Raw genomic sequence first — 25529 nt, forward strand, 5'->3', positions numbered from 1 at the left:
ACAACAATAAAAAAGGCCGCATCAGCGGCCTTTTCTTTCAGCAACTCAATAATGAGGCGGTGGCGCCTCGTCTTCATCGATACCGAACTGCCCCTGCAACTCGTCCTGACGCTTCGACAACATTTCGACCTGCAACTGCAGGCGCTCGAGCACACGCTGCTGAGCGACCAGCACATCATTGAGTGCCTGGATGGTGTCATCCTGGAACGCCAACCGGGTTTCCAAGTCGGTGATTCGTATTTCGAGACTCATGACTCACCCCCAAAATGGAAATCCTCCGTCAAGACCAGACGGAGCTTGGCACGGATCTCATCGATCTGTTTCGCATCGTACGGTTTCGCAGGATGCCGTCCCCAGACAGGGGCAGGCCATGCCGCATCGTCCCGACGGCGAACAATCACATGCATGTGTAACTGACTGACCACGTTACCCAACGCGGCGACGTTCATCTTATCGGCACGAAAGGTGTCTTTCAGCGTCTCCGCTAAGGCCGTGGTTTCCCGCCACAGCGCCAACTGGTCGGCAGCATCCAACTGGAACAGCTCACTGACCTCTTCCCGACGAGGGACGAGAATGAACCAGGGATAATTGGCGTCATTCATCAGAAGCAGGCGACACAAGGGGAAATCGCCAATCGAGACGGTGTCCTGCTGTAAGCGTGAATCCAAGACGAACATGCGACATCTCCTGTTCGGCTGGTGATTGTTTTGAGCTTAGCCTTTGAGCCCCGAGCGACAAGCAGCCAGGCCATCGGGCCGCGCAGCATAACCAAGCCACCCATGGAGTGAAACCATGCAACCGGTCCCCACTAGCGCTCCAAAATAGGGCAGCCCCACTTCGCCAACGCTCACGATGCGTGCACCCTTACTTCTCTTTAGAAGCGACAGAGGATCGACTTGCACAGAATTGGACGCGTTACGGCACCCCGTTACCGGCTGTAATCGTCCACCCACTGCAAGTTTCCCCGGTAACGCTAGTTGCCATTCGCTATCAGCCTCGCATTCCGTACGCAACCCCACCGGAAAGCCACCATTCGTCCAGCAAGTCGAGACAGGTTTGAAGCAATAGCCATCTTCAGGAGCCGTTTTTCGAAAAAAATGCCGAAGGCAGCTCAACAACCCCATTTTGCGCATGGTTCTTGCTAACCCACGACAAGGCTTTGGCGACGACTCGCTGGCGCGCACTACCAAGGAGCTTCCGAAAGAACAGCACCTGACAGGTCAAACAACCTGCCGGGCAAGGATGCAAGTCAAAATCTATGAATTTGCGACACCCTTCATGCGAAATTGCGACAACGCTGTGAAGAATTCGTAAGGAATAGATTGCAACTATCGCCTTAACCGTCCGCGTGCTATAAGTTAGCGCCGACACAAAAAGAAAGAATTGCCCAAATAATAATCAACCGGGCAGTCAGAATCTTCTAAACCAAAGGAGCAATCACGATGCAAGTGATGAAGTGGAGCGTAATCGCCCTGGCCGTGGCCGCGGGCACCACTCAAATGGCAGTAGCCGCGAATCAGTCCGAATCCAAGGGCTTTGTTGAAGACAGCACTCTGACGCTGCTGAACCGTAACTTCTATTTCAATCGTGACTTCAAGAACAACCCTGGCGGCCAGAGTTACCGCGAAGAGTGGGCGCATGGCGTCATGGCCGAATACGCCTCCGGCTTTACTCAAGGTACCGTTGGTTTTGGTGTGGATGCTTACGGTTATCTGGGTCTGAAACTGGATAGCGGCAAGGGCACCAGAGGTACTGGCCTGCTGCCGATCGGAAGCGATGGTCGCGCCGAGGACGATTACTCGGAAGCTGGCGGCGCAGTGAAACTGCGTGTTTCGGCAACCGAACTGAAGTATGGCGAAATGCGTACTGCTGCCCCGGTGTTCGCTACCAGCGATTCCCGTCTGCTTCCGGAAACCGCTACTGGCTTCTTGGTTACCAGCAATGAAATTGAAGGTCTGGCACTGGAAGCAGGTCACTTCACCGCTTATAACAACCGCAACTCTACCAATAGCGACGATGAACTGCTGTTGAACTATGGTTCGGGTGAAATCGGCAAGACTATTGACTTCGCAGGCGGCTTCTACACCATTTCCGACGATCTGACCGTCGGCCTGTATGCCTCGGAGTTCGAAGACACATGGCGCCAGTACTATGGCAACGTCAATTACAATATTGGCCTCGCCGAAGATCAGGCACTGAACTTCGATTTCAATATCTACCGTACCAGCGATACTGGTGACGAACTGCAAGGCGATATCAGCAACACCACCTGGAGCCTGGCTGCCGCTTATAGCATCGGCGCTCACAAGTTCACCCTGGCCCACCAACGCGTGAATGGTGACACTCCGTTCGACTACGTCGGTGGTGACTCGATTTTCCTGGCAAACTCGGTCCAGTACTCTGACTTTAACGGTGCCAACGAGAAATCCTGGCAGGCCCGTTACGATCTGGATCTGAAAACCCTGGGTGTTCCGGGCCTGAAACTGATGGCTCGTTACGTCACCGGTGACGATATCGATGGTACCGATGCCGATGCTGCCGGCGGTTATGCAGGCCTGTACGGTGAAGATGGTAAGCATTGGGAGCGTGATCTGGAAGCCAAGTACACCCTCCAAGATGGCCCTGCCAAAGATCTTTCCTTCCGTGTCCGTCACGCTGTACACCGCGCCAACACCGACCAGGGTGAAGGCGATCTGAACGAAGTTCGCGTAATTGTCGAATACCCGCTGAGCATTCTGTAACACTGCTTAGTACTAGCATCGACACGAGAGAGCCCGGCGTCAGCCGGGCTTTTTCTTTATATCGATGAGTCAAAACGGCAACGCGTAAGTCCCAGTAACATGCGCCACCAACTCCTCCTCATTACCCGCCGAATACAACGACACCTCACACACTGCCTGGCGCCGACTCAACCGTAGGATCGTGGCTTCAGCCAACAAATCCACAGGCTTCGGCTTGACCAGAAAGTTGATATTCAGGTTCGAAGTCACCGCCATTTCTACTCGCCCCAGACGCCCAAGCACCACCGCGTACATGGCGGCATCCGCCAATGCCATGATGGTCGGCCCGGAAAGAGTGCCGCCGGGGCGCACCAACTTGGCGCTGAATGGAACCCGCGCCAGCACGCCCTGTGCATCCAGTCGGTCGATGTACAGGTTGATATCCTCGGCCATCGGCAGCCCCGCGCGGATCAGGGCCTGTACTTGCTCAGCAGTCAATACCGTCACCTTGTCTCCCCTCTCCTGTGACCCGCCTGCATCCTATACGCATCCGAATAGGCACCGTACAATGCCGGCCTAGCAAAAGCCCTCGCAACCGACAGAACGGCCAAACATGCGTACCAGTCAGTACCTGCTCTCGACTCTCAAAGAAACGCCTTCCGACGCCGTGGTGATCAGCCATCAGTTGATGCTGCGCGCCGGCATGATCCGCAAACTTGCCTCGGGCCTCTATACTTGGCTGCCGATGGGCTTACGGGTTCTCCGCAAGGTCGAGACCATCGTGCGCGAGGAAATGAATGCCGCCGGCGCGCTCGAAGTGCTGATGCCGGCCATCCAACCCGCCGAACTCTGGCAGGAATCGGGGCGCTGGGAGCAGTATGGTCCCGAGTTGCTGCGTTTGAAGGACCGCCATGAGCGCGACTTCTGCGTCGGCCCGACCCACGAAGAGGTCATTACCGACCTGATGCGCAACGAGCTGAACAGCTACAAGCAGCTGCCGCTCAACGTTTACCAGATCCAGACCAAATTCCGTGACGAAATTCGTCCGCGCTTCGGCTTGATGCGCGGACGCGAGTTCGTCATGAAGGATGCCTACTCCTTCCATTTGAGCCAGGAATCCTTGCAGGAAACCTATGACCGCATGCACCAGGCGTATTGCAATGTCTTCACCCGCCTTGGTCTGAATTTCCGCCCGGTGCAGGCCGATACCGGCTCCATCGGCGGTACGGGCTCCCACGAGTTCCACGTACTGGCCGAGTCCGGCGAAGACGACATCGCCTTCAGCGACAGCTCGGACTACGCCGCCAACATCGAAAAGGCCGAAGCGCTGCCCCGGGAGACGGAACGCCCGGCGCCGAGCGAAGAACTGCGTCTGATCGACACACCGAACACCAAGACCATCGCCGACCTGGTGGAGAAATTCGGCCTGCCGATCGAAAAGACCATCAAGACCCTGGTGGTTCGCGGCGCCGAAGAAGGCACCTTGATCGCCCTGATCGTTCGTGGCGACCATGAGCTGAACGAGATCAAGGCGGCCAATCTGGAACAGGTAGCCAGCCCGCTAGTGTTCGCCTCGGAAGCCGAACTGCGTGCCGCTATCGGCGCTGGTGCCGGCTCTCTTGGCCCACTGAACCTGCCCTTGCCCTGCATCGTTGACCGCTCCGTCGCCCTGATGAGCGATTTCGCCATCGGTGCCAACATCGACGACAAACACTACTTTGGCGTCAACTGGGAGCGCGACCTGCCGCTGCCGACTGTCGCCGACCTGCGCAACGTGATCGCCGGCGACCCCAGCCCGGACGGCAAGGGTACCCTGGTGATCAAGCGCGGCATTGAAGTCGGGCATATCTTCCAGCTCGGCACCAAATACAGCGAGGCCATGAAGCTCAACGTCCTCAGCGAGCAGGGCAAGCCCACCACGCTGATCATGGGCTGCTACGGTATCGGCGTCTCCCGTGTGGTCGCGGCGGCCATCGAGCAGAATTACGACGAGCGCGGCATTCTCTGGCCGGACGCCTTGTCGCCGTTCCAAATCGCCTTGGTGCCTTTGAAGTACGAGACCGCAGAAGTGAAGCAGGTTACCGACAAGCTTTACGCGGACCTGACTGCCGCCGGCTTCGAAGTCCTGCTGGACGACCGCGACAAGAAAACCAGCCCCGGCATCAAATTTGCCGACATGGAGCTGATCGGTATCCCGCACCGCATCGTGGTGAGCGATCGAGGGCTGGCCGAAGGTAAACTGGAGTACAAGAACCGCCGCGAAGCCGACGCCCACTCGGTCCCGGTCGATGAAGTGCTGTCGTTCCTCTCCGCCCGTATTCGTCGCTGATCGAGAAACCATGTTCAAGCGAAGTCCCTTACGCCTTGCTGGTGCCGCGCTGTGCGGCACCCTCTTCCTGAGCGGCTGCGCCAATCATCTTCCCCAGCGCAGCGAGCATGAAGAACGAGTCGAACGCAAGTTGCTGGACCACAGCCTGCAGATCGATGTCGGCGAGCCACGCGTGCTCGAATTGCCGCAGCGGCGGATTCGCATCCACGAACAGAAGACATTCGAAGTCACCGCTTTCGAAGTTACGCGCCGTTACGATCGCTACACGCCTTATCAACCCTGGCGTGAGATCTACGAGATTCCCCTGGGCGCGGTTGCCGTCGTAGCGGGCATCGGTGCCAATGCGCTCAACGTGGTCATGCTCGGCAGCCTGCCGGATACCGCGACCAAGGATTGGATCAGCTACGGTTTTGCCGGGCTCAACCCGTTCATGAACGTGGAGTCCAACGGGCGCTCCCAGCAGAATCTGGCCAATCTGGACGAAAAGCAGCAGGACAAACGCATGGAGTACTCGAGCCTGCCCTGGGCAGAACGCCCTGTGCTGATTAAGGCCGGGGAACAGACCCATGAGCTGTTGACGGACCGTAACGGCGTTCTGCGCCTCAATCTGCTCGATGGCCCTTTCGCTGAGCACGACGTGAACCGCCTGGGCACCCTGCTGCTCAGCGTCGAGGACCCTCAGGACGGAGTTCGCACGGAAGCCACGTTATTGGTCAGCCGAACCTTGCGCGGCAAGTTGCAGGAAGCTCATGCGCTGATCTTCGACGACCTGGAAGACGATGATGTCGACCAGTGGGTACACCGAGTCCGACGTCTTTCCGAGCTGGGCCTGGAAGAAGAAGCCAGCGAACTGGAGCAGAGTCTCATCGAGCTGACCCGGAACGACCCGGAGCTGCAACAGGAATTTCTGAAGGCCCTGACCAGAGACGGCCGCTTGGTAGCCGACCCCGGCGAAGATCAGTGACGACGGGCGTCGCGATAACGACGCTCAGGCACGCACGATAAAACCGACGATGCCCTGCAGCGGTTGCTGCTCCAGCTCGACCGCCTCGACTTTGGCCTTCGCCGGTCCTTTCTCTAGCCAGGAAACCAACTCCTGGACAGCATTCTCTTCTCCTTCGATCAATACCTCTACCCGCCCGTCAGCCACGTTGCGTACCCAGCCATCGAGATCCAGGCGTTCAGCCTGACTCGCAGTCGCCTGCCGATAACTGACGCCCTGTACTCGGCCGCTGACGAAACCATGTAAACAGATGCGTGCCATGCTCAACCCTCATCTCGTAAGTCTTTCAGCCGAGCGATGAGCCCAGCCGCAGTCTGTTCGCCCAACAAGCGCTCACGCATTCGCCCTTGCCCATCGACGAGATAGGTCACCGGCAGTACTTCATTGCGTGGCAGTTGGAAGCGTTCGGATGGGTCCTTCTCCAGAACACGGAAATCGATCTTCATCGTATCGCTGGACCGGGTCAGCTCGGCACCCTGCAACCCATCGAAGTTGACCCCCAGTACAACGACCCCCTGGTTTTTCATCCGTTCGGCCAGCAGGTTCAACTGAGGAATTTCACTACGGCAGGGCTTGCACCATTCCGCCCAGTAATTGATCACCAACCACTGGCCATCCAGTTCGGCAGCCGTTACCTTTCGCCCATGCTGATCGAGACCCAGGTCCTCGGCACAACCGCTCAGAAGCAACCCGGCGACTATTCCCATGAAAACCCGAAGTTGCGTTCCCATGCATACGTCCTCGTTCCTGCGTGATTGACATGAGCCAGGATACCTTGCGTATCGAGGTGCCGGACCTCCTCGAGGAAAGCTGCGTCCCGCTGGCCCACCTCAACGCAGCACTCATCGAGGCCCGTCAGCAACGCCCCGAGCAGGGCCTAAGGCAGGTATTGGATCTGCTATCGCGGCATAACCGCAGCGCCATGACCTTACTTGAAAGGCAGCGGGGCCTGCAAAGCATCAGCGAAGAATATCGTCATTATGCATCTGCGGCGGGATCTTCCCCCTGCCCCTTGCTCGTCGGTCTTTGCAACGAACTGGCCACAGGCTTCAAGCGTCTGCTCCTGCAGATGCTGCAAGGCCGGGCGCCATCGCGACCCCATCTGGCCTGGTGCCTGTACACGGCCCAGTATTTTCTTGGGCAAAGCCAGCTTCGTCATTACGAACGCTACCAGGAGCCCTCCCCGACATCGTGGCGCGACAGCCACCAGCTCTACTGCCTGGCTGAACGCCACGAGTGCCTGGATGAGCAGGTTGCCGCCGCTTTCCAGCCAACCGCTGCCAGCAGCCTGCGCGGCCTCTATCAGCAGGGACTGCTGCTCGCCTTGAGCAATCCCTTCCACCTGGCCGAAGGCGAATGCCTCTTGCTGTTCAAGGCTCTCGCTCCCCTGGCCGGTCTTGCTCGCCTGCTGCCCTGGGACGAGGAAGCCGAAGGGCCGACTATCGATCTGCGCGAGGCCCGCCCCTTCGTCACGGATGACCATCCGACACAGGACAGCAGCTTTCTTCGTCGATTCGAGCCCGGTGCGCTGGCAGTGGCATTGAATGAACCGGCCCCGTTGCGCAGTTCGGCGGAACACGCGCTGCTCGAACGGGTAAGGCCCCACTGGCTGGGGCGCCCGCAACGCCGGCATCCTCGGACCGAATATCAAGGATCATGCGATCTAGCCATCGGCTTGGCCGCCATTCATGCGCAACTGCTGGAACAACGACCTAGCCTGTCTCCAGCCCGTATCGTCGATGCGAGTGTCGGCGGTGCACGCTTGCTCTGTCAGGCAGCGCAAGCCGCACAGATACCCGTGGGGCAACTCGTCCTGTTGTTAGGCAGCAGCGGAACGAGCAGCTTGGCCCTGGTGCGCTGGCGCCACATCAACGATGAAGGCTTGCATCTGGGGTTACGCTATTTGAAAGGACTGGCACGGCCGGTCTGGTTGCGCCGCGCACCCAGCGCACAAACGCACCTGGGCATATTGCAAAGCACCCCAGCGGGCAGCGCCTGGCACCATGGCTTATGGCTATGCAGCGGACAGTTCTCGGAAGGGGAGCAGCTCTGGCTTCAACTCAGCAGCGCTCCGAGTCAGGCGACCCTGGCTTTACCGACATCGAACCTGTCGACGCCGCTGGTCGAAAGGCACCCGTTGCGCCTCGCTTGATGCGGGATCTGGGAGGCATATCACATCAAGCGTTGCCTGAGCGCACAGTTTAATCGCCGCAGGCCTGCTTATAATTTCGCCACACCCGTTCCTACGATCGCTATCAGCCTGGAAGCCCACCATGTCCAAAGCCCATGACAAGCTGATCGGCCCCGTGCCGTCCCGAATCGTCAATGCCGCTCGCCTGATAGTCACGGCCTACGAAGGCCGCGTCGCCGAATACAACGTTGCCTCCTGGTTGCAACTGCCCGGCCTGGCCAACCTGCCGGTCTCCCTGATGGTGACTTACCGCGACGGCGACAAGCAGCGTGAAGTCAATGTCGACCATGGCACAACCAATGCCCATGGCAAGATCCTGCTCTCCGGCATCGGCCGGTTGCCGGTGAAAGTGAAGATCGAAGATATGCAGGTGAAACTGCGCTCGGCAGTACCCGTGCAAAGCCTCATCGTCGAGGAACTTTTTGTCCAGGCCGTGGAAATGGCCGAAGCGGACAATCGCCAAGCCCTCGCCTGAGCCCCTCCTGCAAGCCATCAACCCCGCTCCCGCCGCGGGGTTGTGCTTTTCAGCCCCTGGAAATACTCACCACTGGCGGCGGTGAGGGCTGATCGTCGAGCGTTGTCTCGAACTCCTGCACCGCCAACCCGGCCAAGGATTCAGGCCAATGGACGAATTTCAGCCCGGTGATCCGATTGAGCCGCTCCAGCGCCTCCTGGGGATCTCTCCGATGCAGATGAATCACTTTGTCCTTGGCACCACTCATAAACCGAAATTCCTCAGCTAATCCCTGCCCCGCCAGCAGAACGATCGCAAACCCAATCGGGTTTTGCCAGAAGCGTGCCAGCATACGTTCCTACGTTTTTCCGAGCCTCCCAGCCCTTGCCGCTCACGGGTAGCACCGAAGCCACGCCGCAAACTGACACTTTTTGTCACTCACCGGGAGCGTGCAACCACTCGCTCAGACTGGTACCGAACAACTCTCCCTGCACCTCGTGCAAACGTTGCAACGCCTCCTTCAAGGGCTGATACCAGTCTTCGTTCAAGTGTGCCTGGAGTTGTTCCGGCCTGGGTAATGGCCACGGGCTATGACGCAGGAGCTGCGCCATACTGTAATGAGTCAGGTCGCGACACAATACCCAGGCACCCGCGCTGGTACGACAGACCAACTTCTCGCGCTCCAGGAAATCGATGATCTCCTCCCATTCGTCTTCGGGCAGTGGCCAACCTTCGCGCTGCACATCCGCATGACGCACCGGATGGCCGCGCTGCTGTCGCTGAAGGAAAACCCTGAGGATGCCCAACACCACCAGCAGTCGCGGCAGGGCACGCCGTCGCCATTGGCGCGACGAGGACAGGTTGCAGACCAGCTCTGCACCGAACAGCACGATCAGCCAGGACAGATAGATCCACAGCAGGAACAACGGCACCGTGGCGAAAGCGCCATAGATCAGTTGATAGCCCGGAAACAGGCTGACATAGAGGCTGAACAACCCTTTCGCAGCCTCGAACAGGACCGCCGTGAACAGGCCGCCGAGCAGCGCATGGCGGACCGGCACCCGAGCATTCGGCACTGCCGCATACAGCAGGGTAAAGGCCGCGACACTGAACACCAGCGGCATGAAGCTCAGCGCCGTCTTCGCCCCGACCAGCGCATCGGGCCCGGACAGCAGCGACAGCGAAGTCACGTAGGTACTCACCGCGAATCCCGCTCCCAGTAGCAACGGCCCAAGGCTGAGGATCGCCCAGTAAAGAAGAAAACTGGACACGCCACGGCGTGGCTGACGAACCCGCCAGATGGTGTTGAAGGCCTTCTCGATGGTCAGCAGCATCATCAACGCCGTAACCATCAGAAAGCCCACGCCGATCCAGGTCAGTTGCCGGGCCTGTGCGGTGAAAGCGCGCAGATACTCTTGCACCGTCACGCCCGTGGATGGCACGAAATTGCGGAAGATGAACCCCTGGATTTCCTCGCTCATGCCCTGGAATGCCGGGATGGCCGACAGCATGGCAAAGGTCACGGTCATCATCGGGACGACCGCGAATAGCGTGGTATAGGTCAGCGCCGCCGCACTATGAGCACCGCGGTCGGTCAGGAAACGCTGAACCAGATAGCGCCAGAATTCCAGAAAATCGTCGAAGCGTTGGCGCATTCCCTCTCCTTAGCTTCAGTCAGCGGCCATTCCGCTGATGCAACGATACGCACGGTTTCGGCCCCGTGCGTCGACGCGGTTAGAATAGCCATCTCTCAAGCCAAGATGCGATCCGCAAAATGACCGATCTGACGCTCTATCACAATCCGCGCTGCTCGAAATCCCGTGGCGCACTGGAATTGCTCGAAGCCCGGGGCCTGGCTCCGGCGGTCGTGCGCTATCTGGAAACCCCGCCCGACGAAGCGCAACTGCGCGAACTGCTGCGCAAGCTCGGCCTGCCTGCCCGACAACTGCTGCGCAGTGGTGAAGACGAATACAAGACGCTTGGCCTGGCTGATCCCGCACTCGGCGAAGATGCCCTGATCGCAGCGATGGTGGCCCATCCCAAGCTTATCGAACGTCCGATCCTGGTGGTCGGAGACAAGGCCGTGATCGGTCGGCCGCCGGAAAAGGTGCTGGAGATCCTTCCGTGAGCCAGCCTTATATCCTGGTCCTGTATTACAGCCGCCACGGCGCCACTGCGGAGATGGCCCGGCAGATCGCCCGCGGCGTGGAGCAAGGCGGCCTGGAAGCGCGCCTGCGCACGGTGCCCGCCGTTTCGACGGAATGCGAAGCCGTCGCAGCCGATATTCCTGCCGAGGGCGCCCTCTATGCCAGCCTGGACGACCTGAAGGGATGCGCCGGACTGGCGCTGGGCAGTCCCACCCGCTTCGGCAATATGGCAGCCCCGCTGAAATACTTCCTCGACGGTACCAGCAGCCTATGGTTGACCGGCGAGTTGGTCGGCAAACCGGCGGTCGTCTTCACCTCCACCGCCAGCCTTCATGGTGGTCAGGAAACCACCTTGTTATCCATGCTGCTGCCGCTGCTCCACCACGGCATGCTGGCCATGGGTATCCCCTATAGCGAACCCGCCTTGCTGGAAACCCGTGGCGGCGGCACGCCCTATGGCGCCAGCCACCATGCCGGAGCGGACGGCAAACGCCCGCTGGACGAGCAGGAAATCGCACTCTGCCGCGCCCTTGGCCAACGTCTCGCACAAACCGCGGCACTGCTGGAGAAAGGCCGTGGCTAGAAAAGCGAAACCATTGCCGTCCCTGGAATGGCTGCAACCACGCCTCACCTTCAGTCGTGCAATGAGCCTGGCGAGCCTGGTCGCCCTGGCTGCGCTGCTGCTTCTGTGGAACCTGCTGTTCGCCGACCTTCATGGCGCCAGGACCTGGGTCGTACTGAGCATTCAGCTTCTGCCGCTGCTGCTGGTCGCGCCGGGCGTACTGCTCGGTAATGCCCGTGCGCATGCCTGGACCTGTTTCGTGGTCAACATCTACTTCATCCAAGGCGTGCTCGCCGCAATCGATCCGGGCCGAATACTGTTCGGTTGGCTGGAAGCGCTGTTCAGCCTGAGCCTGTTCTGTGCGGCGCTGCTCTATACGCGTTGGCGTTTCCAGTACGACCGTCGGCTGGCGGGAGAAAGCTGAACGGATGATGGCGTGACGATCGACATGACCGTCGCGCCAGCCGGCCTTACCAGCCGAGGGTTTCCTTCAGGAACGGGATGGTGAGTTTGCGTTGGGCCTGAAGAGAGGCCTGATCGAGCTGTTCGAGCAGCTCGAAAAGCGCACTCATGCTGCGCGTACCACGGGTCAGGATAAAACGGCCGACTTCGTCGGTCAGGTGCAGGCCTCGGCGCGATGCGCGTAACTGCAAGGCGCGCAGCTTATCTTCGTCGGACAGGGAATGGAGCTGGAATACCAGCGCCAGGGTCAACCGGGATTTCAGATCCGGCAGTTGCACCGGCAACTCCCGCGGCGACGCCGAAGCCGCGAGCAACAGCTTGCGTCCACTGTCGCGCAGTCGGTTGAACAGGTGGAACAGCGCTTCCTCCCAATCCGCACGACCGGCCACGGCGTCGAGATCATCGAGCCCCACCAACTCGCACTGCTCCAGGTTATCGAGAATCTCGGGACCGTACTGAACCACCTCGGCCAACGGCAAATAGACCGCCGGCTCGCCACGCTGCTCGAAGCGCAGGCACGCGGCCTGGAGCAGATGGCTGCGCCCGACGCCCTCACCGCCCCAAAGGTAGATCAGGCTTTCCGTCCAGCCGGCATCCGCCTCGCAAAGGCGCTCGACATAGCCGAGCGCCGCAGCGTTGGCACCGGGGTAGTAATTGGCAAAGGTGGCGTCGTCGCGCAGACGCACCCCTAGGGAAAGCTGGGTCGGTTTCATGCCGGGGTAGGCGGCTCCTCGGAACCGCTGGGGGACTCTCCGTAAAGTTCCGAAAGTTTATACAAATCATGGACATGACGCAGCAAAACCATGATCACGGCAGCAACCGGCAGCGCCAGCAGCACGCCGGTGAAGCCGAACAACTGGCCACCGGCGAGAATCGCGAAGATCACCGCCACCGGATGCAGACCGATCCGGTCCCCCACCAGCATCGGCGTCAGCAGCATACCTTCGAGCAACTGCCCCACCATGAACACCGCGCCCACACCGATCAACGGGTAGAGTGCCTCCCCTCCGAACTGGAACAGCGCCGCCGCAATCGCCGCACCGATACCGACGACGAAGCCCATGTAGGGCACGATACTGGCGAGGCCGGCGAGCACACCGATCAGCAGGCCCAACTCCAATCCGATCGCCATCAACCCCACCGAATAGATCACGGCCAGCGCGAGCATCACCAGCATCTGCCCCCGCAGGAACGCACCGAGTACTTCGTGACACTCACCCATCAGGCGCACCACCAGCCCTTCCTGGCGGCGTGGCAGGAGCCCGCGCAGCCGCGCCATCATCAGGTCCCAGTCCCGCAGCAGATAGAAGCTGACCACCGGAATGAGCAGCAGGTTGCCCAACCACCCCAGCAACGCGAGGCTGGAGGCCGTGGCCTGGGCTACCACCACCCCAAGAAGATCGGTGGTCTTGTCCAGATGGCCGGATAACGCGGCCTTGAGCCGGTCGAAACGCCAGAAGCCCTCGGGCAGCCCCGCCTTCGCCTGGACCCAGGGCAGCGCCGCATTCTGCAACCAGTCGAGCATCTGCGGCGTGAGCTGATAGAGGCGCACCAACTGCTTGCCCAGCATGGGCACCAGCACCAGAAGCCCGATCAGCAGGACCAGGCTGAACAATACGAACACCAGCACCACACCCCAGGTACGGGAAAGTTTCCAGCGCTCCAAACGATCCACCAGCGGATCGCCCAGATAGGCCAACAGGATGCCCACCAGGAACGGCGAAAGAATCGGCGTGAGCAGGTAGACCAGCCAGCCGAGGAAAAACAGTCCGGCCAGCCAGAGCCAGCGGTTCGATGCAGTCATGCCAGAGGTCCGTTTCTTGCGGAGTGAAATTTACAGGCCCACACCCAGACGTAATGCAAGCCGCTGGCCAAGCTGACGGCCAGCGCCAGAATGATCAGTGGCCAACGCAGCGGCGCGAAAGCGGGAAGCAGGCTGAGCTCCAGCAATACGACCAGCACCAGAACGATCTGCAGCAACGTGGACAGTTTGCCCAGCCAGGTGGGGCGGAATTCGAAGGGGCCGACCAGCAGGCGGTAGAGCGTCGCGCCGCCGACGATCACTGCGTCGCGCAAGAGCACCACGGCCGCCAGCCACCAGGGAAAAATCTGGGTGATGCTCAGGCAAAGATAGCTGGTGACCAGCAGCAACTTGTCGGCGATGGGATCGAGCATCGAGCCGATTCGACTGGTCCAGCCGAATCGCCGCGCGAGGAAACCATCCAACGCATCGGAAAATCCAGCGACGGCAAACAGTGAGAGTGCCTGCCCGTAACGCTCCGCCAGGAGCAGCAGAGCGATCGGCACGGTCAGCAACAGGCGAAGCGTCGTCAGCAGATTCGGCAATTGGCGCATGGCAATCCTTGGCAACACCCTGGCGAAGCGAAAATTTCCGCGACCCGTTTGGAAACCTGCGCGCAGTCTACGCCGACTACCAGCTGAAACGCAGCACCTGGGCCGCAGGCTGCTGCATCGGCGCTACCGGCTGGCCGGCATCCACCGGCGCGTTGGCCGCCTGGACCTCTTGCAAACCGGACAGCGCCAGTTGCGCACGCAGTTGCTCGGGGCTGGAGCGCACCTGATAGACCAAGCGATCCCCCTCGACCTTTTTCAGCCGCGCACCGAAGGGCTCGAGCAACCGCTCCAGCTCCGCATAACGCGTCAGGTCGGACTTGTGGATCTCCAGGGTAAGGTCGTTGGCCGCCCCCGGCGCCGCAACGAAACGCGGTGCCAGACGTTCGCTCACCGCGAGCATCACGGCATCGGCCAGCGCGGCGCTGTCGGTGCCCTCCGCCGAGCCCTGCTCCAGCGAATCGCCCAGCCACAGACGCCAGTTGGCCTGCCACTTACCGCCATCCTCGCGCGCCCTGACCGCCAGCAGCGCGTCGGCGGCGTAGCGATCCGAAGCCTCGCGCAGCGCGTCGGGCCGGGCCGCGGTGAGATTGTCCGCCGTCCCGACGATCTGCTCGCTCAGATCGGCCAGCGGCAGGCGCAACGGCAGTCCCCGGTGTTGCGCGGCGCGGCGCACCGGGAAGGCGCTATCCTGCCCGTCCCCAACCAGATTGGCGCCCCCGGCGGTTTCGTTCAACCACCAGGCGAGAATCGCGGGGCGATTGGCGCTCCACAAGGCCAGGCCAGCCTGGCGCAAAGACCGCTCGCTGGTGGCCGGATCGAAGTCCACCACCAGAGCGTCGCCTTCATAACCGTACTGGCTGATCAGTTGTTGAGGGTCCTTGCGCAACTCGGCCACGGCCGGATTCTTCAAGGCCGCCGGATCGCCGGTCAGACGCAGCACCAGAGTATCCAATGCCCGCTGCAGCGCCTGGTTGCGCTCCTCAGGTTGCTGGCTGGCGACGGGTTCGCGTACCTGATAGAGATCGCCAACCGTTTCGGCGAAGGTCGGCAGGCTGAACAGCGACAGGCAAAGAACAAGCAGGCGGATCACGCGCATGGGGAGTCTCGACGGCTGGGGAGCGGCCTTGAGCCGCCCGAGAAGGGCTATACCTTAAACAGCCGCCCGCCACCCGGCAACCGGGCCGGCTCAGGTGGTCGCTGCCCGGCAAGCCTGATAAAATCGCGCGCCTTCGCAGACCGGCCATGGCGGCACCGGTCGAATCCCGAATTTTCCCTACAGGCCTGGATCTATGAGCAAGCAACCCTCCATTAGCTACAAGGACGCCGGTGTGGACATCGACGCCGGTGAAGCGCTGGTCGAACGCATCAAGGGCGTGGCCAAGCGCACCGCACGTCCGGAAGTGATGGGCGGCCTGGGCGGTTTCGGCGCCCTCTGCGAGATCCCGGCCGGCTACAAGCAGCCGGTACTGGTATCCGGTACCGATGGCGTCGGCACCAAGCTGCGTCTGGCGCTGAACCTGAACAAGCACGACAGCATCGGCCAGGACCTGGTCGCGATGTGCGTAAACGACCTGGTGGTTTGCGGTGCCGAGCCGCTGTTTTTCCTCGACTATTATGCCACCGGCAAGCTCAACGTCGACGTGGCTGCCACCGTGGTCACCGGCATCGGCGCCGGCTGCGAGCTGGCTGGTTGCTCGCTGGTCGGTGGCGAAACCGCCGAGATGCCCGGCATGTACGAGGGCGAGGACTATGACTTGGCCGGCTTCTGCGTCGGCGTAGTGGAAAAGAGCGAAATCATCGATGGCTCCAAGGTGGTCACCGGCGACGCGCTGATCGCCCTGCCCTCCTCCGGCCCGCACTCCAATGGCTACTCGCTGATCCGCAAAATCATCGAGGTCGCCGGTGCCGATATCGAAAAAGTGCAGCTCGACGGCCAGCCGCTGGCCGACCTGCTGATGGCGCCGACCCGCATCTACGTCAAGCCGCTGCTCAAGCTGATCAAGGATACCGGTGCAGTGAAGGCCATGGCCCACATCACTGGCGGCGGCCTGCTGGACAATATCCCGCGCGTCCTGCCGGAAGGCGCCCAGGCCGTGATCGATGTGGCCAGTTGGACCCGTCCGGCCGTCTTCGACTGGCTGCAGCAGCACGGCAACGTCGATGAGCATGAGATGCACCGCGTACTCAACTGCGGCGTCGGCATGGTCATCTGCGTGGCCCAGGACCAGGTGGAAGCCGCTCTGGCAAGCCTGCGCGCCTCGGGCGAGCAGCCGTGGGTGATCGGCCAGATCGCCCAAGCCGCCGAAGGCGCCGCCCAGGTCGTGCTGAACAACCTGAAAGCTCACTGATGACGGCACGCTGCAATGTCGTGGTGCTGATATCGGGGTCCGGCAGCAACCTGCAGGCCCTGATCGACAGCACCCGTAGCGACGATAACCCGGCCCGCATCCGCGCGGTGATTTCCAACCGCGGCGATGCCTACGGACTGACCCGCGCCCAGAACGCCGGTATCGCCACCCAAGTGCTCGACCACAAGGCCTTCGATGGCCGCGAGGCGTTCGACGCGGCGCTGATCGAGGCCATCGATACGTTCTCCCCGCATTTGGTGGTGCTGGCCGGCTTCATGCGCATCCTCACCCCCACCTTCGTCCGTCACTATGCGGGCCGCCTGCTGAACATCCATCCCTCGTTGCTGCCCCTCTACAAGGGCCTGCACACTCATCAACGGGCGCTGGAAGCCGGCGATGCCGAGCATGGCTGCAGCGTGCATTTCGTGACAGAGGAACTCGATGGTGGCCCTTTGGTCGTACAGGCGATAGTTCCGGTTCAAGCGGGTGACACACCGGAAAGCCTGGCCATGCGCGTGCATGCCCAGGAACACCGGATTTACCCCCTGGCCGTGCGCTGGTTCGCCGAGGGCCGCTTGTGCCTGGGCGAGCACGGCGCAATGCTGGATGGCCAGCCGCTGCCGGCCACCGGCTATCTGATTCGAACCTAGGAGACTCTATGCGTCGTGCCCTGCTGTTCGTTTGTGCGTTGCTCACGCTGCCTGTCCAGGCCTTCGAGCTGAAGCCGTTTTCCGCCAGCTATACCGCCGATTGGAAGCAACTGCCCATCAGCGGGACCGCGGAACGCAGCCTGAAGCGCCTCGACGATGGCCGTTGGCAGCTCGGCTTCGAGGCCGCCATGCTGGTGGCCAGCCTCACCGAGCAAAGCACCTTCCGCGTCGAGAACGACACCTTCCTGCCCCTCAACTACCGCTTCAACCGCAGCGGCCTCGGCAAGGCCAAGCAGGTCGAGCTGGACTTCGACTGGACCGAGAAGCAGGTGCTCGGCAGCGATCGCGGTGATCCGGTGCGGTTGCTGCTCAACCGCGGCCTGCAGGACAAGTCGACCTATCAGTTGGTCCTGCAGCACGACGTGGCCGACGGCAAGAAGAGCATGAGCTACCAGGTGGTCGATGGCGACGAAATCGAAACCTACGATTTCCGGGTCCTCGGCGAAGAGCAGGTGGAAACCAAGGCCGGCACTGTCGATGCGCTCAAGGTCGAGCGCGTGCGCGACCCGACCCAGAGCAACCGCAAGACCATCCTCTGGTTCGCCAAGGACTGGGACTATCTGCTGGTTCGCCTGCATCAGGTCGAGAAGGACGGCAAGGAATACCAGATCATGCTCGAAGAGGGCACGGTCGACGGCAAGCCCGTCAAAGGTCGCGGCAAGTAAGAACGAGGAAGCCGGGCAATGCCCGGCTTCTCTTTGTCCAGCCTCAGGCGGATTCGTGTTCTCGGCAGATCAGCCGCTCCGCTCCCGACGCCAACGGTTGACGCGTCAGACCACAGAACGGCCCCTCCTCGCGTCGCTCATGGAAACGGCAACTGCCGCATAGACCGAAGCTCGGCACATCCTGCTGCCGCTGGATGGTCACCAGCAACTCCCTCAGCAAAGCCTCCAGCATTTCCCCTCGCAGTCCCAGGGCCTCGGCCGCCTGTTGCAGAAATGCCGGTGGGGTCAGCGCCTCGAGCAGTGCCGTCCCTTCCCCAGTCAGCTCCAGATGAACGCTGCGCTTGTCTTGGGGGTCCGGCTGCTTGCGGATCAACCCCTTGTGTTCCAGCACTTTCAACGATTGCGACACCGTGCCCTTGGTCAACCCCAGGTATTCGGTGACCGCCATCGGCGTATTCGAGTAGCCGTTGCAGCGGGAAAGATAATGCAGGGCGCTCACCTGCACCGGCTGCAATTCGGCCAGCAACGGGTGCTCACGAGACCAGGCCCGCATCAGGCTGGTCAGGCGTTCCAGATAGTCATACAGGGCATTGCCGGACATAGACACCTCCACGGCAAGATAGTATCGAATAAAAACCATATTGACAAAGCAGAGGCATCCACCCTACTTTGAATATGTATCGATTCGATACTTAATCAAGGAGAAGATCATGTCCCATGCGCGTTACTACCATGCCGGGTGCCCTGTCTGCGTGGAGGCCGAGCGGAGCCTGTTGCCGCTGCTGGATACAGGCAAGGTCGATGTGGAGGTCGTTCATCTTGGCCAGCAGCCGGAACGCGTGGCCGAGGCTGAGCAAGCAGGCGTGCAATCCGTGCCGGCGCTGGTCGTCGATGGACAGGTGCTGCACCTGAACTTCGGCGCTACCCTCGCTGCGCTGAAGTAAACAAGGCTACCGAGGACGCTTCGTGAGCGATTACCGACCGCTGGCCTGCGACCTTCACGACTACCTGGAGATCGCCTGCCTGTACCGCTATTGGCTACGTATCGAACTGCACGACGGCGAGCCGTTCGAAGCCGAAGCAGTGACGACGGAAACCACGGCGAGCAAGGAGGAGTTTCTGGTGGTTCAGGTCGAAGGCGCCTCCCACCGGCTGCGGCTGGATCGCCTGCGGGCAATCACGCCGTGCGGCACGGGCGCGCGTTTCGGCCGGGTCGAACTGGAATAACGCTAGCCAAGGCAAAAAAAGAAGCCGGGCGCTGCCCGGCTTCTTCTCGTTCACCACATCAGATCATCCGGCACCTTGTAGGCGGCGTACGGATCGTCCTCGTCCGCTTCCTCGGTGGGGGTGTTGAGCAGGACGATGCGGCGCGGGTCGCGCTCCTGGATTTTCACCGCTGCGTCGCGCGGGATGATCTCGTAGGCGCCGCCATGGCGAACGATGGCCAGCGAGCCGCGGCTGAGCTTGTCGCGCATCAGGTCGTTCACGGAGATGCGCTTGACCTTCTTGTCATCGACGAAGTTGTAGTAGTCGTCGGTGGTCAGCTTCGGCAGACGGGAGCGCTCGATCAGTTGCTTGATCTGGGCAGTGCGGGCTTTCTGCTCCGCTTTTTCCTGCTGCTGGCGATTCAACTCGCGGTCGCGCTCGATCTTCTCGGCCTGGGCGGCCAATGCGGCCTGGCGCTGCGAATCGTCCTTTTCGACCTGGCCTTTTTTCTCCAGGCGTTCCTGTTTCTGCTTCTGCTTGCCGGCCTGCTTGGCCTGTTTTTCACTGACCAGCCCGGCTTTCAGCAGCTGGTCGCGTAGGGAAAGACTCATAACCTACCCGCTCGTCTCAATAAAGTTGGAATCGCCGAACGAACCGCATCGGACCTCGCGCCGGATCAGCCGCAGCCCAGTGCATCCTTCTCCTGCCGCTTGGCCTCGCTCCACAGGGTATCCAGTTCTTCGAGGGTGCAATCTTCGATGGGCCGACCCGCTTCGCGCAATGCCTGTTCGATAAAACGGAAACGCCGCTCGAACTTGCCGTTGGCGCTGCGCAGTGCGGTCTCCGGATCGACCTTGAGGTGACGCGCCAGGTTGGTGACCACGAAGAGCAGATCGCCGATTTCCTCGGCCACCGCTTCCGGGTCGTTTTCACTCATGGCCTCCAGCACTTCGTCCAGTTCTTCGCGCAGCTTGTCCACCACCGGCAAGGCTTCAGGCCAGTCGAACCCCACCTGAGCTGCACGTTTCTGCAGTTTGACCGCCCGCGACAGGGCTGGCAGCGCCGCCGGCACATCGTCCAGCAACGACAACTGCTCCGGCACCTCGGCCTTTTCCGCGCGTTCCTCCGCCTTCAGAGCTTCCCAGCGCTGCTTGACCGCTGCCTCCTCCAGGCTGTGCCGGTCCGCCACACCGTAGAGGTCGCCATCCGGGAACACATGGGGATGGCGCCGAACCAGCTTGCGGGTGATGCCATCGACCACCGCATCGAAGCCGAAACGGCCCTCTTCCCGGGCCAGTTGGCAGTAGTAGATGACCTGGAACAGCAGGTCGCCGAGTTCACCCTGCAGGTGTTCGAAATCACCGCGCTCGATGGTATCGGCGACTTCGTAGGCCTCTTCGATGGTGTAGGGAACGATGGTCGCGTAGGACTGCTTGAGGTCCCAGGGGCAGCCGTGGCGCGGGTCGCGCAGGCGGGCCATCAGGTACAGCAGATCGGGTAATGAGTACATAAGCGTTCCGAGGTGAACGCAGGCCGCGCCCTGTATGGCGCGGCCTGCCGGATCAGGAGGCGCGGTTGCGTTTCGCCTCGATGATGTTCGGCAACTGGGAAATCTTCGCCAGTAACCGGCCCAGGGAATCCAGCCCAGGGATTTCGATGGTCAACGACATCAGCGCCGTGCTGTCCTCTTTGTTGGACCGGGTGTTCACCGCCAGCACGTTGATGCGCTCGTTGAGCAGCACCTGGGAGACGTCGCGCAACAGGCCGGAACGGTCGTAGGCGCGGATGACGATATCCACCGGATAGGTCTGCACCGGCACCGGTCCCCAGCTGACCTGGATGATCCGCTCCGGCTCGCGCCCGGCCAGTTGCAGCGCGGTGGCGCAATCCTGCCGGTGGATGGTCACGCCACGTCCCTGGGTGATGTAGCCGACGATCGGGTCGCCCGGTAGCGGCTGGCAGCAGCCGGCCATTTGCGTCAGCAGGTTGCCGACCCCCTGGATCTGGATGTCGCCCCGCTTGCCGGGCTTGTGCGGGCCGTGTTTGCGCGGAATCAGCTCCAATTGTTCGTTGCCGCGCTCCGGCTCGACCAACTGTTGCGCCATGTTGACCAGATGGGCCAGGCGCAGGTCGCCGGCGCCAAGGGCGGCGAACAGGTCCTCTGCCGTCTTGAGGTTGGCCTTTTCCGCCAGCCGGTCGAAATCCACCGGCGGCAGGCCGACCCGGTTCAGCTCGCGCTCCAGCAGCGCCTTGCCGGCGGCGACGTTCTGGTCGCGGGCCTGCAGCTTGAACCAGTGGACGATCTTCGCCCGCGCCCGCGAGGTGGTGATGTAGCCCAGGTTGGAGTTCAGCCAGTCACGGCTCGGCGAGCCCTGTTTGCTGGTGATGATCTCTACCTGCTCGCCGGTCTGCAGGCTGTAGTTGAGCGGCACGATGCGGCCGTTGACCTTCGCCCCCCGGCAGTTGTGGCCGATCTCGGTATGCACGCGGTAGGCGAAGTCCAGCGGGGTGGCGCCCTTGGGCAGGTCGATGGCATGGCCGTCCGGGGTGAATACGTAGACCCGGTCCGGCTCGATATCCACCCGTAGTTGTTCGGCCAGACCACCGATATCGCCCAGTTCCTCGTGCCACTCGAGTACCTGGCGCAGCCAGGAGATTTTCTCTTCGTAATGGCTGGAACCGGATTTGACGTCCGTGCCCTTGTAGCGCCAATGCGCACACACCCCCAGCTCGGCTTCCTCGTGCATGGAATGGGTGCGTATCTGCACTTCCAGCACTTTGCCATCCGGGCCGATCACCGCGGTGTGCAGGGAGCGGTAGCCGTTCTCCTTGGGGTTGGCGATGTAGTCGTCGAACTCCTTGGGAATATGCCGCCACAGGGTGTGGACGATACCGAGCGCCGTGTAGCAATCGCGCACTTCCGGGACCAGTACCCGGACCGCGCGCACATCGTAGATCTGGCTGAACTCCAGCCCTTTGCGCTGCATCTTCCGCCAGATGGAATAGATGTGCTTGGCCCGCCCGCTGATGTCGGCCTTGATGCCGGTGGCGTCCAGTTCGTCGCGCAGTTGCTGGACGACATTGGTGATGTACTGCTCGCGATCCAGCCGGCGCTCGTGCAGCAGCTTGGCGATCTGCTTGTACTGTTCGGGCTCCAGGTAGCGGAAGGACAGGTCCTCCAGCTCCCATTTGATATGGCCGATGCCCAGCCGGTGGGCCAGGGGTGCATAGATATCGAAGACTTCGCGGGCAACGCGGTGGCGCTTCTCCTCGCTGGCGTGCTTGACCGCGCGAATCGCGCAAGTGCGCTCGGCCAGTTTGATCAGGGCGACGCGTACGTCGTCGACCATGGCCACCAGCATCTTGCGCAGGTTCTCCACCTGGGCCTGGGCACCGAGCACCATGGACTGACGTGGATTGAGACTGGCGCTGATCGCCGCCATGCGCAGCACGCCTTCGATCAGCTTGGCCACCACCGGGCCGAAACGCTGGTGCACCGCAGCCAGGGTGATCTTGCCCTCGCGCACGCCACGGTAGATCACCGCGGCGACCAGGGAATCCTGGTCGAGCTTGAGGTCAGCGAGGATTTCCGCAATCTCCAGGCCGGTCTGGAAGCTGGAGGTGCCCTCGACCCAGAGGTTCTGCGCGGCATTGGCCTGTTGCTCGGCTTCGCGGGCGAACTCGCAGGCGTCCTTCAACGCCTCACGCTCCAGCGCCGGGTCCAGGCTGAGGACATGATCCAGCCAGGACTCGAGGTTGATACTGCCGTCAGTGTTGATCGGCTGGTGCGCTCTCACCTGTACCATTACTTACCCTTCCCCTACGGCGCGCCCTCGGGCCCGCCGGGTTGTCGCCTGCCTCTACGGGCCGGTCGGATTACAGGGGCATCCTAGCCCCTCTCGAATAACGCCATCGCCTCGACATGCGCGGTCTGCGGAAACATATCGAGGATGCCGGCCCGTTTCAGCCGATAGCCCTGCCGCGCCAGCTCCGCAGCATCCCGCGCCAGGGTCGCCGGGTTGCAGGACACGTACAGCAGGCGCCCGATTTCCAGGTCACCGATCTGCCGCACCACCTCCAGCGCACCGTCCCGCGGCGGGTCGAGCAACGCGGCGGAGAAGCCTCGCTCGACCCAGCGCTGGCCGGTCAGCGGCTTCGACAGATCGGCCTGGAAAAAGTGCAGGTTCTCCAGGCCGTTGGCCGCAGCGTTGCCACGCGCGCGTTCGACCATTGCCTCCACGCCTTCCACCGCCACCACTTCGCGCGCCCTACGGGCCAGCGGCAAGGCGAAATTGCCCAGGCCGCAGAACAGATCCAGTACCCGCTCGTCGTCTCTCGGTGCCATCCAGTCTAGCGCCTGGTTGACCATCGCTTCGTTGACCGGCGCGTTGACCTGGACGAAATCGCCCGGCCGGTACTCCAGGCACAGCCCCCACGACTCCAGCCGATAGCCCAGGGATTGCCCCGGCTCGACCGGCTGCGGCTCGCTGGCACCGTGCAGCCACAACTGGGCGCGGTGCTCGTCGCAGAAACCCCGCAGACGGGCCAGATCGGCGTCCGGCAACGGCGCGGTATGCCTCAGCAACACGGCTTCCGCGGTGCCGCTGAACACTTCCACGTGGCCTACTGCCTGGGGTTTTTCAAGCTGGCGCAGCAGCTGCGGTAACGCGCGCACGATCGGCTGCAAGGGCTGTACCAGAACCGGGCATTCGTCGATGGCAACGATGTCCTGGCTGGCGGCGGCACGGAAGCCGACCTCCAGTCGACGGGCCTTGGCGTCCCAACGCACGGCAATCCGAGCACGACGCCGGTAGCCGAATTCCGGACCGACCAACGGTAGCGCCCACTCGTCGGGTTGTAACGCGGCGAAACGCGCGAGCTGTTCGGCGAGGGTGCGCTGTTTCAGGGCGAGCTGTTCTTCGTGGGGCAGGTGCTGGAGCGTGCAGCCGCCGCAACGCCCGGCATGCACGCAGGGCTCGGGGCGACGCTGCGGTGCCGCGTCCAGGATGCGCTCGGCGCGCGCGTCGACGATCTGGCTGCGCGCCGAAAGCACGCGGGCCTCGACACGCTCCTGCGGCAAGGCACCGGCGACGAACCAGGTCCGCCCGTCGACGAAGGCAATGCCACGGCCGTCATGGGCCAGGCGCTCGATGATCAGGACCTGCTTCTTGCCCACCGGAACTTGCGGGGTACGCGCCCCGCCGCTCGGCTGGAAGCGCAGCCCGGCATTGCGCTTAGCCATGGACGATACCCTGCCGGCCCGGATGGGCCACGGGCGCGATCCGGGTCGGGTCGTGCGTCGCCATGATCAATGCTCGGGAATGTCGTAGATGCCGGTGGACAGGTAGCGGTCGCCTCGATCGCAGATGATCGCCACGATCACCGCGTTCTCCAGTTCCTTCGACAGCCGCAGGGCCGCCGCCACCGCACCGCCGGAGGAAACGCCGCAGAAGATGCCCTCTTCCCGCGCCAGCCGGCGCATCACGTCCTCGGCCTCACCTTGCGCCATGTCGACGATGCGGTCCACGCGCTCGGCCTGGTAGATTTTCGGCAGGTACTCGTGCGGCCAGCGACGGATGCCGGGGATCGACGCCCCTTCCTGCGGCTGCAGGCCGACGATCTGCACGTCCGGGTTCTGCTCCTTGAGGTAACGCGACACGCCCATGATGGTGCCGGTGGTGCCCATGGAACTGACGAAGTGGGTGATGCGGCCCTGGGTCTGCTGCCAGATCTCCGGGCCGGTGCCCCGGTAGTGCGCCTCCGGGTTGTCGCCGTTGGCGAACTGGTCGAGCACCTTGCCCTTGCCGCCGCGTTGCAGGCTTTCCGCCAGGTCGCGGGCACCTTCCATACCCTCTTCGCGGCTGACCAGCACCAGCTCGGCGCCGTAGGCGGTCATCGCCGCCTTGCGCTCGGCACTCATGTTGTCCGGCATGATCAGGATCATCTTGTAGCCCTTGATCGCCGCCGCCATCGCCAGGGCGATGCCGGTATTGCCGGAGGTGGCTTCGATCAGGGTGTCGCCGGGCTTGATGTCGCCGCGCAGTTCGGCGCGGGTGATCATCGACAGCGCCGGCCGGTCCTTCACCGATCCCGCCGGGTTGTTGCCTTCCAGCTTCACCAGCAGGGTGTTGGAGGTCTCCCCGGGCAGGCGTTGCAGGCGGACCAGCGGGGTATTGCCGACGCAATCGGCGATGGTGGGAAACTGCAGGGTCATGGCGTCTTCGAATCCGGACGGCAGAGGGACGACTATGATAACGGCAAACCGGCGGGCACCATAACAGCCGAAGATTGCAGTCTGTTTCCCTCGGCTCCCGCTCTTTGTCCAGCCCCGCCCAGCCGCTACACTGCCGGCCGGAACCACGGAACCAGACGAGGGA

Annotated in this window: 30 protein-coding genes; 13 read left to right on the forward strand and 17 right to left on the reverse strand. The window is 62.1% G+C overall.

Annotated elements, in window-relative coordinates:
- Nucleotides 1-45: 45 nt before the first annotated feature.
- Both PIN01S_RS06725 and PIN01S_RS06730 read right to left on the reverse strand, forming a co-directional pair.
- Nucleotides 46-252, reverse strand: a complete 207-nt coding sequence (locus PIN01S_RS06725; protein WP_084334641.1) for a SlyX family protein — start codon at nt 250-252, stop codon at nt 46-48.
- A complete protein-coding gene (locus PIN01S_RS06730) occupies nt 249-677 on the reverse strand; it encodes an HIT family protein (RefSeq protein WP_084334643.1) in 429 nt (142 codons plus the stop codon). Before PIN01S_RS06730 ends, PIN01S_RS06725 begins: the two co-directional genes overlap by 4 nt.
- 765 nt (nt 678-1442) lie before the next feature.
- Between PIN01S_RS06730 and PIN01S_RS06735 the strand changes: the two genes are divergently transcribed.
- The gene (locus PIN01S_RS06735; RefSeq protein ID WP_084334645.1) at nt 1443-2741 is read left to right on the forward strand and encodes an OprD family porin; all 1299 of its coding nucleotides are present in this window, start codon (nt 1443-1445) and stop codon (nt 2739-2741) included.
- Nucleotides 2742-2810: 69 nt separating this feature from the next.
- Here the strand turns inward: PIN01S_RS06735 and PIN01S_RS06740 are convergent, their stop codons facing one another.
- Nucleotides 2811-3218 carry a PaaI family thioesterase gene (locus PIN01S_RS06740; protein ID WP_090257124.1) on the reverse strand — a complete coding sequence of 136 codons (408 nt, stop codon included), beginning with the start codon at nt 3216-3218 and terminating at the stop codon, nt 2811-2813.
- Between the two features lie 115 nt (nt 3219-3333).
- Here PIN01S_RS06740 and PIN01S_RS06745 point away from each other — a divergent pair, with 115 nt between their 5' ends.
- Entirely contained in the window at nt 3334-5049 is a 1716-nt protein-coding gene (locus PIN01S_RS06745) for a proline--tRNA ligase (protein ID WP_084334647.1), read from the forward strand.
- Nucleotides 5050-5059: 10 nt separating this feature from the next.
- Complete coding sequence (locus PIN01S_RS06750) at nt 5060-6013, forward strand: hypothetical protein (protein WP_084334649.1); 954 nt, start codon at nt 5060-5062, stop codon at nt 6011-6013.
- A 24-nt stretch (nt 6014-6037) separates the two neighbouring features.
- Here the strand turns inward: PIN01S_RS06750 and PIN01S_RS06755 are convergent, their stop codons facing one another.
- Together PIN01S_RS06755 and PIN01S_RS06760 are read right to left on the reverse strand one after the other, a co-directional pair.
- Nucleotides 6038-6313, reverse strand: a complete 276-nt coding sequence (locus PIN01S_RS06755; protein ID WP_084334651.1) for an acylphosphatase — start codon at nt 6311-6313, stop codon at nt 6038-6040.
- A gap of 2 nt (nt 6314-6315) precedes the next feature.
- Entirely contained in the window at nt 6316-6783 is a 468-nt protein-coding gene (locus tag PIN01S_RS06760; RefSeq protein ID WP_084334653.1) for a TlpA disulfide reductase family protein, read from the reverse strand.
- 29 nt (nt 6784-6812) lie between these two features.
- On the opposite strand from PIN01S_RS06760, the gene PIN01S_RS06765 reads away from it, so the two are divergent.
- Together PIN01S_RS06765 and PIN01S_RS06770 are read left to right on the forward strand one after the other, a co-directional pair.
- Nucleotides 6813-8204, forward strand: a complete 1392-nt coding sequence (locus PIN01S_RS06765; RefSeq protein WP_084334655.1) for a PilZ domain-containing protein — start codon at nt 6813-6815, stop codon at nt 8202-8204.
- Between the two features lie 121 nt (nt 8205-8325).
- Entirely contained in the window at nt 8326-8718 is a 393-nt protein-coding gene (locus PIN01S_RS06770; RefSeq protein ID WP_084334656.1) for a hypothetical protein, read from the forward strand.
- 49 nt (nt 8719-8767) lie between these two features.
- On the opposite strand, the gene PIN01S_RS06775 is transcribed toward PIN01S_RS06770, so the two are convergent.
- Nucleotides 8768-8965, reverse strand: a complete 198-nt coding sequence (locus PIN01S_RS06775; RefSeq protein WP_084335024.1) for a hypothetical protein — start codon at nt 8963-8965, stop codon at nt 8768-8770.
- A 166-nt stretch (nt 8966-9131) separates the two neighbouring features.
- Nucleotides 9132-10352, reverse strand: coding sequence for a virulence factor BrkB family protein (locus PIN01S_RS06780; protein ID WP_084334657.1), 1221 nt, complete (start codon nt 10350-10352; stop codon nt 9132-9134).
- A 119-nt stretch (nt 10353-10471) separates the two neighbouring features.
- Between PIN01S_RS06780 and arsC the strand changes: the two genes are divergently transcribed.
- The 3 genes from arsC to PIN01S_RS06795 are packed head-to-tail and all read left to right on the forward strand — an operon-like array spanning nt 10472 to nt 11830.
- Nucleotides 10472-10825 carry an arsenate reductase (glutaredoxin) gene (arsC, locus tag PIN01S_RS06785; protein WP_084334659.1) on the forward strand — a complete coding sequence of 118 codons (354 nt, stop codon included), beginning with the start codon at nt 10472-10474 and terminating at the stop codon, nt 10823-10825.
- Nucleotides 10822-11427 (forward strand): NAD(P)H:quinone oxidoreductase, encoded by a 606-nt coding sequence (wrbA, locus tag PIN01S_RS06790; protein WP_084334661.1) that lies wholly within the window; start codon nt 10822-10824, stop codon nt 11425-11427. Before arsC ends, wrbA begins: the two co-directional genes overlap by 4 nt.
- Nucleotides 11420-11830 carry a DUF2069 domain-containing protein gene (locus PIN01S_RS06795; protein WP_084334663.1) on the forward strand — a complete coding sequence of 137 codons (411 nt, stop codon included), beginning with the start codon at nt 11420-11422 and terminating at the stop codon, nt 11828-11830. Before wrbA ends, PIN01S_RS06795 begins: the two co-directional genes overlap by 8 nt.
- Before the next feature lie 46 nt (nt 11831-11876).
- On the opposite strand, the gene hda is transcribed toward PIN01S_RS06795, so the two are convergent.
- The 4 genes from hda to PIN01S_RS06815 form a co-directional block, all read right to left on the reverse strand.
- Nucleotides 11877-12581, reverse strand: coding sequence for a DnaA regulatory inactivator Hda (hda, locus tag PIN01S_RS06800; protein ID WP_084334665.1), 705 nt, complete (start codon nt 12579-12581; stop codon nt 11877-11879).
- A complete protein-coding gene (locus PIN01S_RS06805; RefSeq protein ID WP_084334667.1) occupies nt 12578-13672 on the reverse strand; it encodes an AI-2E family transporter in 1095 nt (364 codons plus the stop codon). The genes hda and PIN01S_RS06805 overlap by 4 nt, the downstream gene beginning before the upstream one ends.
- Nucleotides 13669-14223, reverse strand: a complete 555-nt coding sequence (locus PIN01S_RS06810) for a CDP-alcohol phosphatidyltransferase family protein (protein WP_084334669.1) — start codon at nt 14221-14223, stop codon at nt 13669-13671. Before PIN01S_RS06810 ends, PIN01S_RS06805 begins: the two co-directional genes overlap by 4 nt.
- A gap of 76 nt (nt 14224-14299) precedes the next feature.
- Complete coding sequence (locus PIN01S_RS06815) at nt 14300-15319, reverse strand: DUF2066 domain-containing protein (protein WP_084334671.1); 1020 nt, start codon at nt 15317-15319, stop codon at nt 14300-14302.
- Between the two features lie 193 nt (nt 15320-15512).
- Here PIN01S_RS06815 and purM point away from each other — a divergent pair, with 193 nt between their 5' ends.
- Genes purM through PIN01S_RS06830 form a run of 3 tightly spaced genes read left to right on the forward strand, consistent with a single transcriptional unit; the run spans nt 15513 to nt 17946 of the window.
- Nucleotides 15513-16571, forward strand: coding sequence for a phosphoribosylformylglycinamidine cyclo-ligase (gene purM / locus PIN01S_RS06820; protein ID WP_084334673.1), 1059 nt, complete (start codon nt 15513-15515; stop codon nt 16569-16571).
- Nucleotides 16571-17221: a phosphoribosylglycinamide formyltransferase gene (gene purN / locus PIN01S_RS06825; RefSeq protein WP_084334675.1), complete on the forward strand. Its 651-nt coding sequence runs from the start codon at nt 16571-16573 to the stop codon at nt 17219-17221. The genes purM and purN overlap by 1 nt, the downstream gene beginning before the upstream one ends.
- Before the next feature lie 8 nt (nt 17222-17229).
- On the forward strand, nt 17230-17946 hold the full coding sequence (locus PIN01S_RS06830; protein ID WP_084334677.1) for a DUF3108 domain-containing protein: 717 nt from the start codon (nt 17230-17232) through the stop codon (nt 17944-17946).
- A gap of 43 nt (nt 17947-17989) precedes the next feature.
- On the opposite strand, the gene PIN01S_RS06835 is transcribed toward PIN01S_RS06830, so the two are convergent.
- Complete coding sequence (locus PIN01S_RS06835) at nt 17990-18547, reverse strand: MarR family winged helix-turn-helix transcriptional regulator (protein ID WP_084334679.1); 558 nt, start codon at nt 18545-18547, stop codon at nt 17990-17992.
- Nucleotides 18548-18656: 109 nt separating this feature from the next.
- Between PIN01S_RS06835 and PIN01S_RS06840 the strand changes: the two genes are divergently transcribed.
- Both PIN01S_RS06840 and PIN01S_RS06845 read left to right on the forward strand, forming a co-directional pair.
- Complete coding sequence (locus PIN01S_RS06840; protein WP_084334681.1) at nt 18657-18890, forward strand: glutaredoxin family protein; 234 nt, start codon at nt 18657-18659, stop codon at nt 18888-18890.
- A 22-nt stretch (nt 18891-18912) separates the two neighbouring features.
- The gene (locus tag PIN01S_RS06845) at nt 18913-19173 is read left to right on the forward strand and encodes a Rho-binding antiterminator (protein ID WP_084334683.1); all 261 of its coding nucleotides are present in this window, start codon (nt 18913-18915) and stop codon (nt 19171-19173) included.
- Between the two features lie 50 nt (nt 19174-19223).
- On the opposite strand, the gene PIN01S_RS06850 is transcribed toward PIN01S_RS06845, so the two are convergent.
- The 5 genes from PIN01S_RS06850 to cysM all read right to left on the reverse strand — a co-directional run bounded on the left by PIN01S_RS06850 (nt 19224) and on the right by cysM (nt 25366).
- Nucleotides 19224-19763, reverse strand: a complete 540-nt coding sequence (locus PIN01S_RS06850) for a DUF2058 domain-containing protein (protein ID WP_084334685.1) — start codon at nt 19761-19763, stop codon at nt 19224-19226.
- A 65-nt stretch (nt 19764-19828) separates the two neighbouring features.
- Nucleotides 19829-20662 carry a nucleoside triphosphate pyrophosphohydrolase gene (gene mazG / locus PIN01S_RS06855; protein WP_084334687.1) on the reverse strand — a complete coding sequence of 278 codons (834 nt, stop codon included), beginning with the start codon at nt 20660-20662 and terminating at the stop codon, nt 19829-19831.
- 52 nt (nt 20663-20714) lie between these two features.
- Nucleotides 20715-22958, reverse strand: coding sequence for a GTP diphosphokinase (gene relA, locus PIN01S_RS06860; RefSeq protein WP_084334689.1), 2244 nt, complete (start codon nt 22956-22958; stop codon nt 20715-20717).
- Between the two features lie 83 nt (nt 22959-23041).
- A complete protein-coding gene (gene rlmD / locus PIN01S_RS06865) occupies nt 23042-24394 on the reverse strand; it encodes a 23S rRNA (uracil(1939)-C(5))-methyltransferase RlmD (RefSeq protein WP_084334691.1) in 1353 nt (450 codons plus the stop codon).
- A 66-nt stretch (nt 24395-24460) separates the two neighbouring features.
- The gene (gene cysM, locus PIN01S_RS06870) at nt 24461-25366 is read right to left on the reverse strand and encodes a cysteine synthase CysM (RefSeq protein ID WP_084334693.1); all 906 of its coding nucleotides are present in this window, start codon (nt 25364-25366) and stop codon (nt 24461-24463) included.
- Between the last annotated feature and the right edge of the window lie 163 nt (nt 25367-25529).

The sequence above is a fragment of the Pseudomonas indica NBRC 103045 genome (genome assembly GCF_002091635.1).
In the GTDB taxonomy this organism is placed as follows: Bacteria; Pseudomonadota; Gammaproteobacteria; order Pseudomonadales; family Pseudomonadaceae; genus Pseudomonas_M; species Pseudomonas_M indica.

Bases quoted from the DNA above. Each gene is read 5' to 3' on its own strand.
- PIN01S_RS06725 (WP_084334641.1), bottom strand. From the start codon at position 252: ATGAGTCTCGAAATACGAATCACCGACTTGGAAACCCGGTTGGCGTTC.
- PIN01S_RS06730 (WP_084334643.1), bottom strand. From the start codon at position 677: ATGTTCGTCTTGGATTCACGCTTACAGCAGGACACCGTCTCGATTGGC.
- PIN01S_RS06735 (WP_084334645.1), top strand. From the start codon at position 1,443: ATGCAAGTGATGAAGTGGAGCGTAATCGCCCTGGCCGTGGCCGCGGGC.
- PIN01S_RS06745 (WP_084334647.1), top strand. From the start codon at position 3,334: ATGCGTACCAGTCAGTACCTGCTCTCGACTCTCAAAGAAACGCCTTCC.
- PIN01S_RS06750 (WP_084334649.1), top strand. From the start codon at position 5,060: ATGTTCAAGCGAAGTCCCTTACGCCTTGCTGGTGCCGCGCTGTGCGGC.
- PIN01S_RS06755 (WP_084334651.1), bottom strand. From the start codon at position 6,313: ATGGCACGCATCTGTTTACATGGTTTCGTCAGCGGCCGAGTACAGGGC.
- PIN01S_RS06760 (WP_084334653.1), bottom strand. From the start codon at position 6,783: ATGGGAACGCAACTTCGGGTTTTCATGGGAATAGTCGCCGGGTTGCTT.
- PIN01S_RS06765 (WP_084334655.1), top strand. From the start codon at position 6,813: ATGAGCCAGGATACCTTGCGTATCGAGGTGCCGGACCTCCTCGAGGAA.
- PIN01S_RS06770 (WP_084334656.1), top strand. From the start codon at position 8,326: ATGTCCAAAGCCCATGACAAGCTGATCGGCCCCGTGCCGTCCCGAATC.
- PIN01S_RS06775 (WP_084335024.1), bottom strand. From the start codon at position 8,965: ATGAGTGGTGCCAAGGACAAAGTGATTCATCTGCATCGGAGAGATCCC.
- PIN01S_RS06780 (WP_084334657.1), bottom strand. From the start codon at position 10,352: ATGCGCCAACGCTTCGACGATTTTCTGGAATTCTGGCGCTATCTGGTT.
- arsC (WP_084334659.1), top strand. From the start codon at position 10,472: ATGACCGATCTGACGCTCTATCACAATCCGCGCTGCTCGAAATCCCGT.
- hda (WP_084334665.1), bottom strand. From the start codon at position 12,581: ATGAAACCGACCCAGCTTTCCCTAGGGGTGCGTCTGCGCGACGACGCC.
- PIN01S_RS06805 (WP_084334667.1), bottom strand. From the start codon at position 13,672: ATGACTGCATCGAACCGCTGGCTCTGGCTGGCCGGACTGTTTTTCCTC.
- PIN01S_RS06810 (WP_084334669.1), bottom strand. From the start codon at position 14,223: ATGCGCCAATTGCCGAATCTGCTGACGACGCTTCGCCTGTTGCTGACC.
- PIN01S_RS06815 (WP_084334671.1), bottom strand. From the start codon at position 15,319: ATGCGCGTGATCCGCCTGCTTGTTCTTTGCCTGTCGCTGTTCAGCCTG.
- purM (WP_084334673.1), top strand. From the start codon at position 15,513: ATGAGCAAGCAACCCTCCATTAGCTACAAGGACGCCGGTGTGGACATC.
- purN (WP_084334675.1), top strand. From the start codon at position 16,571: ATGACGGCACGCTGCAATGTCGTGGTGCTGATATCGGGGTCCGGCAGC.
- PIN01S_RS06830 (WP_084334677.1), top strand. From the start codon at position 17,230: ATGCGTCGTGCCCTGCTGTTCGTTTGTGCGTTGCTCACGCTGCCTGTC.
- PIN01S_RS06835 (WP_084334679.1), bottom strand. From the start codon at position 18,547: ATGTCCGGCAATGCCCTGTATGACTATCTGGAACGCCTGACCAGCCTG.
- PIN01S_RS06840 (WP_084334681.1), top strand. From the start codon at position 18,657: ATGTCCCATGCGCGTTACTACCATGCCGGGTGCCCTGTCTGCGTGGAG.
- PIN01S_RS06850 (WP_084334685.1), bottom strand. From the start codon at position 19,763: ATGAGTCTTTCCCTACGCGACCAGCTGCTGAAAGCCGGGCTGGTCAGT.
- mazG (WP_084334687.1), bottom strand. From the start codon at position 20,662: ATGTACTCATTACCCGATCTGCTGTACCTGATGGCCCGCCTGCGCGAC.
- relA (WP_084334689.1), bottom strand. From the start codon at position 22,958: ATGGTACAGGTGAGAGCGCACCAGCCGATCAACACTGACGGCAGTATC.
- rlmD (WP_084334691.1), bottom strand. From the start codon at position 24,394: ATGGCTAAGCGCAATGCCGGGCTGCGCTTCCAGCCGAGCGGCGGGGCG.
- cysM (WP_084334693.1), bottom strand. From the start codon at position 25,366: ATGACCCTGCAGTTTCCCACCATCGCCGATTGCGTCGGCAATACCCCG.